Source organism: Trinickia camelliae, assembly GCF_053525655.1.
This window is the reverse complement of the sequence record NZ_JBCHAA010000028.1, coordinates 1-16,841: the sequence shown is the minus strand read 5'-3', so window position 1 is coordinate 16,841 and position 16,841 is coordinate 1. Positions and strand designations below refer to the sequence as shown.

The following is a 16,841-nucleotide window of genomic DNA, read 5'->3' as shown; positions in this document are numbered from 1 at the left end:
CGGCGGCGGTGCGGGACCAATACAGAAGTCAATGAGCGATGTCGATTTTTAAGAATTAGCACTGCTAAGGCAGGGCTATGTTTGCAGTACTTTTTATTAACTGATGGAGGGAAATTCAAATGCAAGAACTGAACCTGCAGGAAATCGAGCAAGTATCAGGTGCGGCCGCCAGTTTGCTGACCACCGCTGAAGGCGCGGTGGAGGGCGCATGGCTGGGTAGCATCATGGGCATTTGGGACGGTACGCAAATCGGTGGTCAATCGACCGGTCTGCTGGCTCCGATCGGCGCGTTGGTCGGCCTGGGTGCCGGCGCGGTGCTCGGTGCGGCCTATGGCGCGACTTACGGCGCACTGACTGGCCCGTCGAACGTCACAGCGCTGGCGAACACGTTCGCCAAGAACGGTGCCACTCAGCCGATCGTCGCCGGGTCCATTCTGTAAGACACGTAAGCAGTACTGTCCGGCATAGCAGCACGCTAGACATGAATGCGACGCTCTTGCGGGCGTCGCATCGCCTGTACACCGACCACGCTTCTCTGTGACAAAGGTTGACACCTCATTTCCGCGGCATCCGTATAACTATAGGTATGGAGAATCAGCGTCGGCTTACCGGCAGGAACGCTTCGCGGTTCGCTTTTGGTTATGGAGAAGTGATTGAATAAGTCGACACACGACAGCGATGTTCCGGGGACCTGTTCCGTGGTGCCGTCCGAACTGCCCATGACGTGCGCGATGGCATCAAACATCGCGGCAGCCTTTGTCAATACATTCCTATTGGTACTGGAGGTGGGGCCTCTGCGGATCGACCACGACAGGACCGTCGAGGCGACCGATGGCTGGTATTTCTACTATAGCGCCTGCAGCACCGACCTTACGCCGTTGCAGGCGGAGGCGCTTCGCAGGGCATGGCCGGTATTCGTCGATCGAGTGAACGGCTCAATCCGCCGGCGATACCATCCTTCTCGTGGCACGGCGAATCCGTGAACATGACTGCGGCGCTTCATTCCGCTCGTATTAGCGGTGGCTGGAGTTGATCCATGGGCTGCGGACGTCCGATCAGATAGCCCTGCACCGCATCGACGCCCGCGGCGCGCGCAAGCGCCATGTCGTCTTCGGTTTCGACGCCTTCCAGCACGCAGTGAAGCTTCATGCGCCGCGCTAGGTCGGCGCAAATATGAACGATCTGACGCGCGTCCTCGTGATCGCGGGCTTGCCGTGTCAGCAATTGGTCGATCTTCAGTTCCGTGACGGGGAGGCTTGCCAGGCGCTTGAGAGACGCGTGGCCTTGTCCGAAGTCGTCAATCGACACGAGAAAGCCCAGCGAGCGCAGCATCGCGACACGCGCGACGAAGAGGCCGAACTCGGCGTCGGACACGACGTCGGTTTCGGTGATTTCGATGACGATCGATGAGGGCGGGCAATCGCCGATCGCGTAGGTCAGCCGGTCGGGCAAATCCGGTGCGAATACAGCGCGAGCCGACAGGTTCACCGACAGCGTGACGCCGATTTCCACGTAGCGGCGCGCAACGCCCGCGAGGGCCGTGCTGAGCATGCTGTGCATCAGCCGGTCGTCGAGATTCATGCGCGTGATCGCGGGGATGAAGCGGGCGGGGTCGATGTATCCGGCGCCGTGTCGCCAGCGCGCGAGCATCTCGAGGCTGACGAGCGCGCCGTTATGCACGTCGACGATCGGCTGGCAGTACGGCACGATCCGGCCGCCGTCCACGGCGTCGCGAAGCAGCGCGTAGCCGAGCGCCGCGGCGGACTGGGCCGTTGAAGACAAGGTTTGCGGCCTGGTCTCCTGAGACAGATCCGCGACGGCGCGGGCGACTGCCTCCACCGTGACCGGTACGTCGAGCGTCGCGGCGACGAACAGATCGTAGGATTGCGCTACCGCAACGGCCGACTTGCTCAGCACCGAGCCCGGATCGACGAGGAACCAGATCGACGCGAGCGTATGCGCTTCGCTAAGCTGTATCAGGCATTCGAAGCAGAGGCCATGCTCGAGATCCGGGTCCAGCATGACTGCGTCGACACTTTGACGTTCCAGCGTCGCACGCAGCTCGCGGGCCGAAGCGACACACTCCACCCGGCATCCCAGGGAACGGGCAATGTCTCGCAACGAAGACGTCTTGTCTTGCTCACCGACCAAGAGCAGGGTCGGTCCAGGCAGGGCGGATGCGGTCACGGCGTGTCTCACGAAGACGATATGGAATCCTATTCATGAGAATGCCATGTATGCGAATTCACGCTGTCAACGTTTGTCACAGTTGCGCCCGGACGCACCTGCCGGCACTTGCTCAATCGACCGGCAAAACGCCCTCAGGATCGGCTTTCGGGAGCGTGAATCCGAAGGTGGAGCCGCGCCCGAGCTCGCTGTCGACAAACACCGTTCCGCCATGTTTCTGGATGGCCGTCTTGACGAACGCAAGACCTAGGCCGGCGCCTCTTTCAATCCGCGGATCGGGGCTCAGCTGGACAAATTCGGCGAAGAGTCGCCGTTGATCCTCGGGATCGATGCCGTGGCCGTGATCCGTGACGGATAGGGTCCATGTATGCCCTGCTTCGGTCAGCGCGACCTTTATCGTGTCGCCCGCCGTGGAGTATTTGATGGCGTTGGTGACGAGGTTCATGACTGCGCGTTTGAGCAGCGTCGCGTTGCCGACAACCCATGCTTCTTCGGGAATATCGAGGTCCAGCGTCTGATTGCGTGCCTGCGAGAGGACCCAGGCGTCTTCGATGGTGTCCAGCAGAACCAAGGGCAACGCCACCGGCTGATACGCGATCGGCTGATTCTGCGTTCTCGCAATGAGCAAGAAGTCGTCGGCGAGCGACAGCGCGCGCATGGCATAACGGTGGATGTGTGTGAATGCGAATTGCCGATCCGCGGTCGAGGTCTTCGATGGTTCCATTTCGATCAGAGCCAGGATCGAGGAGATCGGAGCGCGCAGGTCGTGCGACAGGAAGTTCAGCGCCTGGTCGCGCTGCATCGCAGTTTGCCGGATGGCGGACACATCTTCGAATTGGACGATCCACGCGGGGCCGAATATTTCGTTTGCCTTCACGCGCCCGCAACGGATGATCAGGAATTTTCCATCATCGGTTTCGATTTCGAGCTCTTCGGGCGACGGCGGGGCATCGGGCGCGTGCGCCGGCTGATCACGTAGCTTCGCGGCCACGAAGGCAATTGCCCGCGCGTCGCCGGTCATTTTCGTAATGGCGGTAGCGGATGGATTGCCGATCAGCGGTTCGTCGCCGTTTGCTTCGCGTACGCGCGCGAGCGCCTCGGCGTGTCCGTTGGCGAGCAGTACGAGGCCGTCGGCCGATAGCACGATCGTCGCGGCAGGCAGGTTCTCGAGTCCGTCTGCCAGGAACTGCCGCTGTCCGCGCATGTGCGCCACGGCCGACTGCAGGCTGTTGATGCGGCGCGCGACCACGTCGCCGCGCGGCACTGAATTGAGTTTGCCGCCGGCGAGAAACGCATCGTCGCCCCGCATCCTGTCGAATTCGCGCGCGAGATAGGCGAGCGCGGTTTGATGGCGTAGCCAGATCCAGGCCGGAAGCACGAGTAGCGTGACAATCACAGATGCGCCGGGCTTGAAGAACAGATGCAGGTGTGCGAGCGACATGACGCTCGCGCACAGCGTCGCGAAGATCAACACCGGCAGCGTCACGAGACTGATGGTCGGGCTCGTGGCAAGCAGGATGACGCACATCAGCAGCACCGGGACGATCGAAGTCGCCGTCTGCATGTTGGTATCGAGCGGCGAAATCAGCGCCCGGTCCCGTAGGGCCTGCAAGACGCCTGCGGTGTACTCCACGCCGGTGAGTTCGCCGTCGGGGCCGCCGGGCGTGGCGAGCATTGCGCCCAGACCGGTAGCGGTTACGCCCACGAGCACATACTTTCCGGCGAGCTCCGCCGGCTTGACTTCGCCTTCGAGCACGCTGACCGCGGAAACGATCTTGATCCGGTTCGGTCGGTCGGGCAGCGGTACATAAAACGGCCCGTTTTGTGGGGCGCGGAGCGATCCGGAACCGGAGGTCTGATTGCGGGCGTCGTAGCGGGTCGGAGCCAGGTCGTCCTCGCCGCCCGCGCGAAGCAGTTCGATCGCGAGATGCGGCCACACTCTGCCGCGCTGGTTTTCATACATCGTGGCTGTCCGCACGATCCCGTCGACATCGGGCTCGACGTTGATATGGCCGAGCCCGAAGGCGAACTGAGTCATGGCCGGTCCGTGCGTGACCGGCGCATAACCGCTGACGTCGTCGCTCGGCACCGTCGCCAGCACGACATGGCCGTTGCGTGCGATGGCGCCGGCCAACACGCGATCGTCGTTGGGGTGACTGTCATCCGGCTCGCCATAAATGATATCGATGCCGACGGCTCGGGGACGATCCTGCGTGATGCGGTCGAGCAGGGTGGCCTGCAGCGCCCGGCGCCAAGGCCAGTGACCGATCATTCCGACGCTGTCGTCGTCAATTGCGACGATGACGAGATCCGGATCGGCCGCTGGCGCATAGTAGCCGCTGAACGCATCGTAAAACATCAGGTTGAGCCGGTCGAACGCGCTGGACCACGCGAGGTACGCTGTCAACAAGACGGTTACCGCGGCAAACAATAGCCAGCCTCGCCACAGGCGGCGCGATCGTGCTGTCGCATTCGGCATGGCAAATTACCAACGGTAGTTCGACGGCGAGCGAAAGCGGCCGACGTCATGGCACATCGCAAAGCGAATCGTCTTCGTCGTCGGTTGCACGCTCGAGGCGATAGCCGTGCGTATAGACCGCGCGCAACCGTACCCCATGCTCCGGACCGATTCCCAGCTTGTTGCGCAGACGATAGATGTGCGTGTCGAGACTTCGGGAAATCTTGTCGAGTTCGCGTCCCCAGATGATCTTGACGAGTTGCTCGCGCGGCATGATGCGTCCGAGATTGCGGAAGAGCAGCGCCGCGATTTCGAATTCCTTCGGGGTGAGATCCATCAGCACGTCGTTGCGCAACACACTACGATTGAGCAAGTCGACGACGTAGGCCCCGGCGACGATGCGAGTCTCGTTGCGCTTGACGGACGGATAAGCTCGCCGCAACAGCGCTTCCACTCGGGCAGCGAGTTCCCGGCGGCGCACGGGCTTGACCATGTAGTCGTCGGCGCCCGCGCTCAGCGCCGTCACGATCTCGTCTTCACGAGTCTTGTTGGTCAAGAACAGCACGGGCAACTCGCGCCCCAGGCGCTCCCGCACCCATCCGAGCACTTCGAGCCCGGAAATATCCGAAACTTGCCAGTCAAGTATCAGCAAATCGGCTGTCGCGGTTTCTAGATGGCGGATCACCTGTCGACCTTCACTGAACGACCGCGCGTTATAACCTTCTGCCTGCAGCGACGTGACGATCAGTTCCGCCTGAACGCGATCGTCCTCTAATGACAGGATCTCCATACGCTTCTCACTCATCCGGCCGGTTTGATGGCTGCAATCGATTCGATTGCGCGGGCCCCGGTTTTGGTTTCTTGTACTTCGTGCTTATTCAAGCTCGCGTCGAATTGAATTCGACTCCCCGATACCGAAAAGCTTTCGGTATTGCGGCAATGATGGCGTCGTTGCTAGCTATCAAATGTCAACTTTTTTGAACTTCCGGTAGAAGTTTCCGGCTTTAGAGGAAACGCTCGGATGGTGCTCGGAGCCTTACGGCACAAGGGAAGTATTGAAAGCATAGCGATGAATCGCTGGATTGAGTACTGCACTTGAAGTCTTACTTTTTGTCGGCGAACAGGGGCGCGTTTATAGCTGCTTGCGGTCTAGTGCGCCGCATTTTGAAAGGAATGGAAAGAATCCGTCATGGTTCAACACCTTTAACACTTCTTGAGGATTTTGACTTTCTTTTTCGGAATATTCACGATTGTTCAGAAAGTCGACGGCGCGGGCGCCATACACTTCGCGTGCCTAAATGAATGCGTGTTGCATGATTCGCTGTTTAGCGGGTTGGGGTCCGAATATCTGACCGGTGAGCGAATCGCTACATATGGCACGCGATTTTCGTGGGGTGCGCGCGTGGTAAATCGGTGAAATATGCGAATCGGAATTTCTGTCGTCACGCATGAAGGCCAGAGCATCTGGCAAAACGGCCTTGGCCAGAATGTCATCTTTCTAGCCGAGGCGTTCGTGCGCTTGCCGTTCGTGCAATCGGTTGTTCTGATCGACGTGGGTGACCAGCGGGCGATGCCCGCGCAGGTCGATCTGGCCGCATTGAACCTGCGGATCATGACCTTGCAGGAAGCGACCGACCAAGTGGACGTCATCATCGAGATGGGCGGCGCGCTCGACGCTCAATGGCTCGGCTTGATGCGCGCGCGCGGCAAGAAGGTGGTGTTCTACTGTTGCGGACAACCGTTCGTCGGCCTCGCCGAGCCGGCCATCTTCAACAAGCCGACGCACGCGGCGCGGCCGGACCGCTGCGACGAAGTCTGGCTGCTCCCCAAGGATGCGCTGCTTGCCCCCATGATGCGGACGCTGCACCGTTGCCCCGTGTACGAAGTGCCGTATATTTGGCATGCCGAATTTCTGAATCGGCGCGCCCGGGAGCTGGCCGAGCATGGCTACCAATACGGCTATCGCGTTCGTCGCGCGACGGCCGACGGGATCCGCGCCGGATTGCGCGTCGCGGTCTTCGAGCCGAATATCTCGGTGGTCAAGGCGTCGAGCATCCCAATGCTGATTTGCGACGAGGCCTATCGCGCAGATGGTGGCAGTGTGCAGGCCATTCACGTGCTCAATACGCTGCACATGAAGGACCACGCGACGATGCTGTATTTCGCCAACTCGCTCGACCTGGTGCGTCAGCACAAGGCGACTTTCCACGGTCGCCACGACGTCGCTGGTTTCATGGTTCAGCATGCGGACGCGGTCGTATCGCATCAATGGGGCAACGACCAAAACTACAGTTATCTCGACGCGCTTTACGGCGATTACCCGCTGATCCACAACTCGCCCTGGCTGCGCGATGCCGGCTACTACTACCCGGGGTTCGACGCGCTCGAAGGCGCGCGGCAGCTGCTGTGCGCGGCAGCCGAGCACGATGACCGGCTCGACGACTACCGGATGCGCTCGAAGCGGGTATTCGACGCCGTCAATCCATTCAGCGAAAGCAATCTCGAGGCGTACGCGGGCAGACTGCGCCATCTCTGCGAAGGCCCGCGATTTCTTGACATGAAGGGCGACGCATGACGGCTCAGATTTCTTCGGGTGCGCCGGCCGGTAAGCTGCGGATTGGTGTTTCGATTTTCGTGAGAAAAGGCGAGCAATCGCTTTGGGAAAACGGCATCTTCCAGAACTGCTTGTTTCTCGTGATGCTGCTCGCCCGGTCTCCGCGCGTTGGCCAGGCGTACCTCGTGGCCGGCGGCGGGAATGGGGAGCCCGACGACGCGAAGCAGTTCCTTGCGGATTCGCCGGTGCCGCTGATCGACATGAATACGGCGATGTCGGAGCTTGACGTCATGATCGAGATGAGCGCGCAACTCGATCGCGAGTGGGCGATCGCGTTCAGGGACCGCGGCGGCAAGATCGTCTCGATGCGCGTGGGCAACGACTACGTGATCGACATCGAGCGCATGATCTTCGACAAGCCACACGGTCTCTTGATCACGGCGGCGCCTTATCACGAGGTATGGACGCTGCCCGAATACGAAGCGACTTGCGTGCCGTACTTTCGCAGCGCGTTCCGCACGCCGGTGCGAGTGGTGCCGCATCTGTGGAGTCCGGTCGTGCTCGAACGCGAAGCCGCGAGGCTGCCTGCAGGGCGCGCATTCGGCTATCGTCCCGGGCATCGGCGCTGGCGCGCGGGCATTTTCGAGCCGAACATCTGCATGGCGAAGACGAGCTTCGTGCCGCTCTTGTGCTGTGAGGCCGCGCACCGCGTCAACCCGGAAATCCTCGAGCACGTGTGGGTGTACAACACGTTCCATCTCAAGGAGCATGTGAGCTTCGACGCATTTGCGCGCAGCCTCGAGATCGTGCGGCATGGCTTGAGTTCATTCGAAGGGCGCTTTCCGTTTTGCCAGGTGGTCGCCGCGGACGTAGACGCGATCGTCAGCCATCATTGGGAAAACGCGCAGAACTATGTCTACTACGAAGCGCTCTACGGCGGATATCCGCTGATCCACAACTCACACCTGATCGGCGATTGCGGCTACCGCTATCGCGATTTCGATTGCGAAGAGGGCGCGCGTGCACTCGAGCGGGCATTCGCGGAGCACGATGCCAATCTCGATGCCTATCGCGCTACGGCGGGTGCGTTCCTGCGCGGGCTCGATCCTGAGAGCGAGTCCAACGTCCGCATCTATAGCGAAGCAATAGATGCGCTCTACCAGGTGGCTTGAAATGACAAAGCGGGGACGTTTCGCCATAAGGCAGTTTCCATTTCTGGTGGGGCTTGCTCGCTGCATCGCGCAAACCGCGTTATGGCTGGGTTTGTGCGAGTGCGCCGCTGCGCAGAGCGTGCTGGCGCCCGGGAATCCCCCGCCGGCGCTGCCCAACGCGCTCGCACTGGCTGCCACCAATGTCGGAGTCAAGCAGTGCCTGCCGGCAATCAAGGCGCTCTCGGCGCTCGGGGTGCAGGGCACCGCGAACAACGACGTGCTGCTCGATTGGGACCGCAAACGCTCGGGCAACAGTTCGGTGTTTTCATTGATCGGGCTCGAGTACGGGAACGGCACGGCGGCGATGTCGGTGAACGCGGTGCCCGAGGCCGACGGCTCGTGCTCGGTGGCGGCGGAGCGGATTTCGGTGGCGCCGTTCGCATGCAAGAGCGTAGCCGACCGGGAACTGGCCGGCTACCGGGCCACGCCGCTTCTGAGTCACATGACCGTCTATACCGATGCAAAGGATCCGGGTTCGTCGGTGTCGCTTATCGATGCGCCGCCGGCCTGCCTCGTGATCCGGCGCTATGTGAAGTTTTCGTCGAAGCCGCCGGCGCCTGGACAACCGGCCCCCGCAAAGTGACGTCCTGCAAGGAGTTCAATTTGAAATTTTTGTTTGTGAAGCTGACGGTCGCGGGCGCACTTGCCTGCACGGCCGGGCTTGCGATAGCGGACCCTGGCGCTTCGGCCGACGAACTGCTGCACGATGCGGACGACGTGCTCCAGCAGATCGACGTGGGCCACTTCGGCGATGTCTGGAGCGACGCCGCGCCTTTCGTGAAGGCGAAGATTCCGAAGGAGCAGTTCATGACGCAGACGGCGGCCGCGCGGTTGGCACTTGGGGCGGTCGCGAAGCGGGGGTGGGCGTCCATAGTGCGGATTCGCTTCACCAACACAGTCGGTTTGCCTGATGGTCTCTATGCCAATGTCGATTATTCGACGACGCTTGCCGATGGTGGAACCGTCTACGAGCTGCTGAGCTTCCGGCTGGAGAGCGACGGTCAGTGGCACCTGACGGGGTACGTGCCACGCCGATCGCAAGGTCAAATCGGGCAGGCGGGCACGGTCGCCACACCATGAGCGGCTTGCGCATCGGGATTACGATCGGGCTGCACCACGAGGCGGAATCGCTATGGAACAACGGCATCAAGCAGAATGCCGTGTTCCTCGCGGACGCACTGCGGCAGTGTCCCGAGGTCGAGAGCGCGGTCATCGTCAACACGACCGCCGTTCCGATCACGTCCGCGCTGCCGTGGGACCTCGTTCGCTGGCCGACCACGACTTTCGAAGCCGCAAAGGATGCGGTCGACTTATTGATCGAACTCGGCGGCCAAATTGATCAGGCACAGACGATGTATCTGAAGCAACGCGGCGTGCGGGTCGTTTCGTACTGCTGCGGGTTCGAGTACGTTCACGCGATGGAGGGGGTGCTGTTCGGCAAGCCGCTGTGGGGTGGCAACCTGTTCGTCAACCGGTGCTTCGACGACATCTGGATTATTCCGCAGGTAGCGAACATCAGTCAGTCGTATTTCGAGATCTTGCGGCGCCAAGCGGGACGTGTCGTGCCGTTCGTATGGAGCCCGGAGCTGCTGCAGGCGCGCGCCAAGGCGCTGCCGAACGGCGGCGAATACCGCCCGAACCGCGCTCAGGGTGGCGCAAAGCGTCTCGCGGTGATGGAGCCGAACATCAACGTCACGAAGTTCTGTCTGTATCCGGCCCTGATCGCCGAACTCGCCTACCGCGAACGGCCCGACGACATCGCGCTGCTGCAGGTGACGAATGCCGAGCGGCTCGCGCGGGAAAACCTCGATTTCATCGCGCTGATGAACCAGTTCGATATCGTGCGCGAACACAAAGCCGTGTTTCTCGGCCGTCACGAAACGCCTGTGTTCCTTGCGGAACACGCTGACATTGTGATCTCTCACCAGCTGGAAAATCCGTTGAACTACTTTTACCTCGAGGCGTGCTGGCAGGGCTATCCGCTCGTGCACAATGGGTCGCTGTGCGCCGATCTCGGATACTACTATCGGGAAAACGACGCGCATGAGGGGGCGCGGCAAGTGATCGAGGTCATTGCCACGCACGATGCGCACGCGGCCTGGTATCGCGAGCGGCAGCGCACGCTGATCGCGCGTTACCTTCCCGGCAACGCGCAACTCGTGGCCACCTACAGCGCGCTGCTGAACGATGTGATGCGCCGGCCCATCCGCCTGGCGGCGCCTTGAGGTGAGATGTCCGAACGAGTGCCCGCAATGAACCACGTTCCGGAAGCGCCTTTCGCGCGGATACAAAAGCGGCTGCAACGAGGCGAGCTGATCGAGGCGTCCCACGAGATCCGCGAGTGGCGCACGTCGTCTCCGGATGACGCGGGCGCGCTGACGTGCGACGCCCAACTGCTGCGCCTGCTGGGCCGCCACGACGAAGCCGCAGTTGCGCTCGATCGCGCGCTGGCAAGCGCGCCAGCCTTTGCAGCGGCGCTGGTCGAGATGGCGCGGATTGCCCTGGCTGGTGGGCGGCCGGAAGCCGCGCTCGACTGGTATGAACGGGCGCATCGCGCTGCCCCGGACGCGACCGGCGGGCTGGACGAATGGATCGAACTTTTACAGAGCTTCAAACGTTTCGACGCGGCCGTGCGTGTCGCGAAGGCGCTTTGCAACGGCAATCCCGATGCTCCGCGATACTGGTTCCTGTTGGCGCTCGCGTATCAGAAGGCGGGCGCGTGGCCTGAAGCGTTCGAAGCCTACCACCGCACTGCCGCGCTCGATTCCGAGTATCCACTGCTGCACAGCAATCTGGCCGCCCTCTTTTTCCAGACCGGCGATTGTCGCGCTGCGCTCAGGCTTTCAAAGGAGGCCATTCGTCTCGCGCCGAACAACCATCTGGCATGGACCAATCTCGCCAACACCTGGGTTGCGCTGCTTGAACCGGAGCGCGCACTGCTTGCCGCCGAACGGGCTTGCACGCTGGCGCCGACTTATGGCCCGGCGCTGCTTGCGCGCAGCAACGCGCTGAAGGAACTGCAACGCTGGGGCGAGGCTCTCGCCGTCATTACGCAAGCGGCGCGGTACGCTTCGGGGGATGCCGCAGTGCAATGGTCGGTGGCGATGTTGCAATTGGTTCACGGCGACTACGAGAACGGCTTCCTCAATCACGAGGCCAGATGGGAGGGGGCCAAGGAGCTACGCGGAAAGTCGTCGTTTTGGACGGAGACGCGCTGGCGCGGCGAAAACCTCGCTGGCAAGACGCTGCTCGTGTGGGGTGAGCAGGGCTTCGGCGACGCCATCCAGTTTGCGCGCTTTGTGCCGCAGATCGCGGAGCGGGTCTCGCATGCCGGCGGTCGCCTGGTTTACTGCTGCTTCGCGGCCTTGTTTCCGCTCCTCCAGCGCAGCCTGGCAGGGTGTGAGATCACGATCGTGCCGCACGATACGGCTGCGTGTCCCGCCTTCGACTATCAGATCCCGCTCGGCAGCTTGCCTTTGGCATTGGGGACGACCGTGGGCCAGCTGCCGGCCGCCCACGGCTATCTCAAGGCCAACTCGGCCAAGCTGGTGCGCTGGCGCAATCGCCTGGGACGCGACGGTAAGCTGCGGGTTGGCCTGGTCTGGAGCGGCAGTCGCTGGCACCAGCGCAACCCGCTGCGCTCCATCGATCCTCTTCTCTATGCGCGGGCGTTCGGCGAACTGGACGATATCGCGTTCCATAGCCTCCAGATCGACGGGGGCGAGGAAGTCGCCGGCATGCATGCGCACGGCTTGTCCGCGATCGATTGCACGCCCGAGCTGCATACGTTCGAGGAAACGGCCGCGCTCGTGTGCAATCTCGATCTTGTCGTGACGGTCTGTACGTCGATGGCGCATCTCTGCGGCGCGCTGGGCGTGCGCACGTGGCTGCTGCTGGATGTGAATCCGCACTGGGTGTGGCTGCTCGAGCGCCGCGACAGTCCCTGGTATCGCTCGGTCACGCTGTATCGGCAGCAACGCCACCGCGACTGGTCCGGGGTATTGCAGCAAGTCAGCAAAGATCTTGCCGAGTTCGCGTCGCGCCGCCTCGAGCAGGGCGCTCGCGAATCCGCGGGCGCGCGGCCGGACCGGCTACCGCAAAACATGGCCGACGGCGAGGCGGGGTGAAACGAAAGCAGCGAAACATCGGCGATGCGGCTCTCGCCCGCACTGCGGGCAGACGCGAAGCGGGCCGGTATGCGCCGCTGGAGTGGCTTCGAACTGCGGTATCAGACGGGCGGCGCATTGGGGCGAAGGTATTGGGTACCCGTCAGCACCATGCGAGTGCCTGCCGGACCGCCGACCGCGAATGGCAAAGCTGCGAGCAATGAAGACGCGAACTCGCCCCGAAAACTCTTGGTTCCCTGGTGGCTGAGGTTGGAGTTGGCATCGATGTAGATCGATTCGCCCAATGCTTGCCATAGACGGCAAAAACCGTAGTCTTCGGACAGGTAGCGGCGCGTTCGAGGGTCGACCACCGCCTCGAAGAATCGATAGTGCAGACCTTGATCGATGTCGCCGACGCCGTCGGGCACGTATTGCAGGTCCGGGTAAGCCGCCATGAGCCGTTCGAAGACGCGACGCTTGATCAGCATGAAGCCGGTGGGCGCCTCATTCATGCGCAGGAAGCCGTCGGGCTGTATGTGCAGTTCGATGTCTCCGTTCTCCGCCGGCGTTTCGGCGTTGACCGTGTAGCGCGTATACGCGCTCTCGAATTGGGCCTGGGTCATGCCTTGCGGCACACCTTCCGCGGGCCAGTTCTCACGCTTGAGCGGATAGACGCCAGCGGCCACGTCGTAGTCCGAAAGAAACAGCCGGAAGGCGGCTTCAGGCGAAAACCCGATGTCGGAATCGATCCAGAACAAATGCGTCCAGTGGCGATTGGCCAGAAATGCCGCGACGCAGTTGTTGCGTGCCCGGGTGATCAGGCTTTCGCCCGAATGCAACATGACGTCGAGGCGCATGCCCAGATGGTTGGCTGCCGTAGAAAGACCGAGCAGGGAAGTCACGTAGTGGTGGAAGTACTTGCCGTCGTGACTGGGCGTCACGATCACCGGAAAGAAATTTCGGAGTGCAGCTGTATCGAGCATGTTTAAGGTGTACGAAAAATATTTATTAAAGATATGACGAATAAAGTTTTCCGGAAATGCTGAATTAACCCAATGAGCGAACCACCCGGACTTTAGAATTGTCAAAGAGTGGTTTTGCGATCAACGTGCGATGACCAGCGCATCGATGTCGATAAGCTATGGAGATTTCAGGAGATGCATTGGAGTATGCACGTTGTAAATCGAGTGCGATAGCGCGTCGGGATCAAGTATAAGCATTCAAGGCGTTTTTGAGCATGAATTTTCAATTGGATGACTCAAGAGCGACGCACCATTCAGAATTCCTCAGGCATCCGGCGGGCGCCTTCCCGCGCTTCCGTTGCCATTAGAGCCACTAGGGATAAGGGAGCCGCGAAGCGGCTGCACCACTCATTCAGATTACTTTAATTGCCGGTATTGGAGCGGATGTGGTCGGCTGCGTGTCATTCCAGATATGCGTATAAAGCGGCATGCGATGTTTCATCGCGATGGCATTGTCTCGGATGCGTTTTAACGATCATAAATTTGTCCGTTACCCGAAGCGGGAAACTGCTGACATTTTCGTGAGAATTAACGTTATTAATAATTGTAAAATTAAATTGTTTTGCAATTATTTTCAGAATTTAAGGCTGTAAGCGATTACTCTTCGCGCAATAAACATCGAGGACTGATGCGCGCGTCGGTAAATAAAATGAATAAAGCCTATAGATCCGTATGGAATGAAGCGCTCGGAAGCTGGGTCGCCGTGTCCGAGCTCGCATGCGCCCGGGGCAAGCCGAGCAAGTCGGCGCTGACGAAGATCGCAGTCGCCGTGATGCTGACGAGTGCCGTCGTTCACACGGCGCACGCACAGTACGCTCAGGGCGGCGCGAGCGCGACCAGCGATACTGCCATTGCCATCGGGTCGGGTGCCAACGCGTCTGCATATGGTCCTACGGCGTCGAACACGGGCGCGATTGCCATTGGCGCTTTTGTTTCGACTGCAGGCGAGGAAACGCTGGCAAGCGGCTTGCAATCCGTGGCGTTCGGCACCTCGGCCCAGGCGACTGCGACGGCGGCTTCAGCATTCGGTCAAGGCTCGAAAGCTACGCAATCCTTCGCGACAGCTGTCGGCAGCGGAGCGAACGCCAGCGGCAGCTATGCCACAGCGCTCGGCGGACAAAGCGTCACAGGGACGGCTTATGTCCTTGCCTCGGGCGAGGGGGCGACGGCTTTGGGCGCGGACGTCACGTCGGGCGCTACCGCCTCGGGACAGGATTCCATCGCGATCGGCGGACAAACGAATGCCTCGGGCACGGGGAGTGTGGCGATCGGCGTTCAGTCGAATTCGGGGGCGAGCGCGAGCGTGGCCGTCGGGCAGGCCGCGAATGCCACGGCCAGCAGTGCGGTTGCCTTGGGACAGGGCAGCACGGCCGGCTATGCCAATAGCGTGGCGCTGGGCTCGGGCTCGACGACGGCCGCAGCGGTGGCGACCTCGAGTGTGACGGTCGACGGCACGACGTATTCGGTGGCGGGCACGTCGCCGAGTTCGACGGTGAGCGTGGGTTCGGCGGGCGCGGAGCGCACGATCACGAACGTGGCGGCGGGGCAGGTGACGGCGACGAGCACGGATGCGGTCAACGGCAGCGAGCTGTACGCGACGAACGAGGCGGTGACGACGGTGGGCAGTCAGTTGACGAGCTTGTCGACGTCGACCTCGACCAGCATCAGCTCGTTGTCGACGGGTTTGAGCACGACCAACAGCAGCGTGTCGAGTTTGTCGAGTTCGACGTCTACTACGGCGAGTTCCTTATCGACTGGCGTAAGCAGTCTGTCGACCTCGGCTTCGACAGGGATCAGCTCGTTGTCGACAGGTTTGAGCACGACCAACAGCAGCGTATCGAGTTTGTCGAGTTCGACGTCTACTACGGCGAGTTCTTTGTCGACTAGCGTTAGCAGTCTGTCGACCTCGGCTTCGACAGGGATCAGTTCGCTGTCGACGGGTTTGAGCACGACCAACAGCAAAGTGGCGTCGCTATCGACGTCGACGTCGACGGGTATCGGCTCGTTGTCCACGGGTGTCAGCACTGTGCAGTCCAATTTGAGCCGTCTCGGCTCTACCACGGCTGCGGCGCTGGGCGGCGGCACAACTTACAGTCCGTCGACAGGGACAATCAGCGCACCGTCCTACACGATGTACAACGCCAATGGCACGACCACGACCGCCAGCAGTGTGGGTGCGGCGCTGAACGACATCAACAGCGAGGGTATCCAGTACTTCCATGTGAATTCGACCGGCGCGGACAGCACCGCGGCCGGCACGGACAGTGTGGCGATAGGAACGAGCGCAGCGGCGGCGGGTAACGATTCGATCGCGCAAGGCGCCAAGGCAGCGGCCGAGGCGGTCGACACCATTGCTATCGGGCAGACTGCAACAGCATCGGGTGCCTATTCGATCGCCCAAGGCACAGGCGCGCTGGCCGATTCGAGCGGCGCGATCGCGATCGGTGAGAGCGCGACGGCGACGGGCGGTCAGGCGGTGTCGATCGGCGTGGCGAACACGGCGAGCGGAGACGGTGCGGTGGCGATCGGCGACCCGAACAGCGCGACGGGCACCGGCGCGGTCGCATTGGGGGCGAACAATACCGCCAGTGGCCAGGGTGCGATAGCGGTGGGCAACGCGAACACGGCGAGCGGCCAGGGTGCGGTGGCGCTGGGCAATGCGAGCAGCGCGGTGGCTGCCGGGGGCGTGGCGCTGGGGGACACGGCGAGCGCGGCGGCGACGAACGCGGTGGCGCTCGGTTCGGGGGCGGTGGCGAACAACGCGGGCGACGTGGCGCTGGGCTCGGGCTCGACGACGGCCGCGGCGGTGGCGACCTCGAGTGTGACGGTGGACGGCACGACGTATTCGGTGGCGGGCACGTCGCCGAGTTCGACGGTGAGCGTGGGTTCGGCGGGCGCGGAGCGCACGATCACGAACGTGGCGGCGGGCCAGGTGACGGCGACGAGCACGGATGCGGTCAACGGCAGCGAGCTTTACGCGACGAACGAAGCGGTGACGACGGTAGGCAGTCAGTTGACGAGCTTGTCGACGTCGACCTCGACCAGCATCAGCTCGCTGTCCGGTGGCACAAGCTCGTTGTCGACGGCATTGAGCACCGCCGAAAGCAGCTTAACGAGTTTGTCGAGCTCGACGTCGACGAGTTTGAGCACGACCGACAGTAGCGTGGCGAGTCTGTCCACGTCGACATCGACAACGGCCAGCTCGCTGTCGACCAGCGTCGTCAGCCTGTCGACCTCGACTTCGACCGGCATCAGCTCGTTGTCGACGGGCTTGAGCACGGCCGACAGCAGCATCGCGAGTCT

13 protein-coding genes are annotated in these 16,841 nt (G+C 61.8%); 9 read left to right on the top strand and 4 right to left on the bottom strand.

The genetic code is table 11. The features are described from left to right. The first annotated feature begins 119 nt into the window (after nt 1-119). Nucleotides 120-440, top strand: a complete 321-nt coding sequence (locus tag AAHK20_RS31645; protein WP_449185456.1) for a hypothetical protein — start codon at nt 120-122, stop codon at nt 438-440. A 213-nt stretch (nt 441-653) separates the two neighbouring features. Then, entirely contained in the window at nt 654-983 is a 330-nt protein-coding gene (locus tag AAHK20_RS31640) for a hypothetical protein (protein WP_449185455.1), read from the top strand. A 16-nt stretch (nt 984-999) separates the two neighbouring features. On the opposite strand, the gene AAHK20_RS31635 is transcribed toward AAHK20_RS31640, so the two are convergent. The 3 genes from AAHK20_RS31635 to AAHK20_RS31625 form a co-directional block, all read right to left on the bottom strand. Then, nucleotides 1,000-2,022 carry an EAL domain-containing protein gene (locus AAHK20_RS31635; RefSeq protein ID WP_449185454.1) on the bottom strand — a complete coding sequence of 341 codons (1,023 nt, stop codon included), beginning with the start codon at nt 2,020-2,022 and terminating at the stop codon, nt 1,000-1,002. A 277-nt stretch (nt 2,023-2,299) separates the two neighbouring features. Next, complete coding sequence (locus AAHK20_RS31630) at nt 2,300-4,597, bottom strand: CHASE2 domain-containing protein (RefSeq protein ID WP_449185453.1); 2,298 nt, start codon at nt 4,595-4,597, stop codon at nt 2,300-2,302. 115 nt (nt 4,598-4,712) lie between these two features. Next, entirely contained in the window at nt 4,713-5,450 is a 738-nt protein-coding gene (locus AAHK20_RS31625) for a response regulator transcription factor (protein WP_449185452.1), read from the bottom strand. A 615-nt stretch (nt 5,451-6,065) separates the two neighbouring features. On the opposite strand from AAHK20_RS31625, the gene AAHK20_RS31620 reads away from it, so the two are divergent. The 6 genes from AAHK20_RS31620 to AAHK20_RS31595 are packed head-to-tail and all read left to right on the top strand — an operon-like array spanning nt 6,066 to nt 12,537. Beyond that, nucleotides 6,066-7,220: a DUF2827 domain-containing protein gene (locus tag AAHK20_RS31620; protein ID WP_449185451.1), complete on the top strand. Its 1,155-nt coding sequence runs from the start codon at nt 6,066-6,068 to the stop codon at nt 7,218-7,220. Next, a complete protein-coding gene (locus AAHK20_RS31615) occupies nt 7,217-8,371 on the top strand; it encodes a DUF2827 domain-containing protein (protein ID WP_449185450.1) in 1,155 nt (384 codons plus the stop codon). The genes AAHK20_RS31620 and AAHK20_RS31615 overlap by 4 nt, the downstream gene beginning before the upstream one ends. Before the next feature lies 1 nt (nt 8,372). Continuing rightward, entirely contained in the window at nt 8,373-8,993 is a 621-nt protein-coding gene (locus AAHK20_RS31610; protein WP_449185449.1) for a hypothetical protein, read from the top strand. 35 nt (nt 8,994-9,028) lie between these two features. Further along, the gene (locus AAHK20_RS31605; RefSeq protein WP_449185481.1) at nt 9,029-9,490 is read left to right on the top strand and encodes a DUF4019 domain-containing protein; all 462 of its coding nucleotides are present in this window, start codon (nt 9,029-9,031) and stop codon (nt 9,488-9,490) included. Further along, nucleotides 9,487-10,635 carry a DUF2827 domain-containing protein gene (locus tag AAHK20_RS31600; protein ID WP_449185448.1) on the top strand — a complete coding sequence of 383 codons (1,149 nt, stop codon included), beginning with the start codon at nt 9,487-9,489 and terminating at the stop codon, nt 10,633-10,635. The genes AAHK20_RS31605 and AAHK20_RS31600 overlap by 4 nt, the downstream gene beginning before the upstream one ends. Nucleotides 10,636-10,662: 27 nt before the next feature. Further along, nucleotides 10,663-12,537, top strand: coding sequence for a tetratricopeptide repeat protein (locus AAHK20_RS31595; protein WP_449185447.1), 1,875 nt, complete (start codon nt 10,663-10,665; stop codon nt 12,535-12,537). A 101-nt stretch (nt 12,538-12,638) separates the two neighbouring features. Here the strand turns inward: AAHK20_RS31595 and AAHK20_RS31590 are convergent, their stop codons facing one another. Further along, a complete protein-coding gene (locus AAHK20_RS31590) occupies nt 12,639-13,604 on the bottom strand; it encodes a hypothetical protein (RefSeq protein WP_449185446.1) in 966 nt (321 codons plus the stop codon). A gap of 583 nt (nt 13,605-14,187) precedes the next feature. On the opposite strand from AAHK20_RS31590, the gene AAHK20_RS31585 reads away from it, so the two are divergent. Further along, nucleotides 14,188-16,841 (top strand): ESPR-type extended signal peptide-containing protein (locus AAHK20_RS31585; protein ID WP_449185445.1); only part of this gene is annotated, 2,654 nt, incomplete at its 3' end.

Coding starts and splice junctions, on each gene's coding strand:
- AAHK20_RS31645 (WP_449185456.1), top strand. CDS start 120: ATGCAAGAACTGAACCTGCAGGAAATCGAGCAAGTATCAGGTGCGGCC.
- AAHK20_RS31635 (WP_449185454.1), bottom strand. CDS start 2,022: ATGCTGGACCCGGATCTCGAGCATGGCCTCTGCTTCGAATGCCTGATA.
- AAHK20_RS31625 (WP_449185452.1), bottom strand. CDS start 5,450: ATGAGTGAGAAGCGTATGGAGATCCTGTCATTAGAGGACGATCGCGTT.
- AAHK20_RS31620 (WP_449185451.1), top strand. CDS start 6,066: ATGCGAATCGGAATTTCTGTCGTCACGCATGAAGGCCAGAGCATCTGG.
- AAHK20_RS31615 (WP_449185450.1), top strand. CDS start 7,217: ATGACGGCTCAGATTTCTTCGGGTGCGCCGGCCGGTAAGCTGCGGATT.
- AAHK20_RS31610 (WP_449185449.1), top strand. CDS start 8,373: ATGACAAAGCGGGGACGTTTCGCCATAAGGCAGTTTCCATTTCTGGTG.
- AAHK20_RS31600 (WP_449185448.1), top strand. CDS start 9,487: ATGAGCGGCTTGCGCATCGGGATTACGATCGGGCTGCACCACGAGGCG.
- AAHK20_RS31595 (WP_449185447.1), top strand. CDS start 10,663: ATGAACCACGTTCCGGAAGCGCCTTTCGCGCGGATACAAAAGCGGCTG.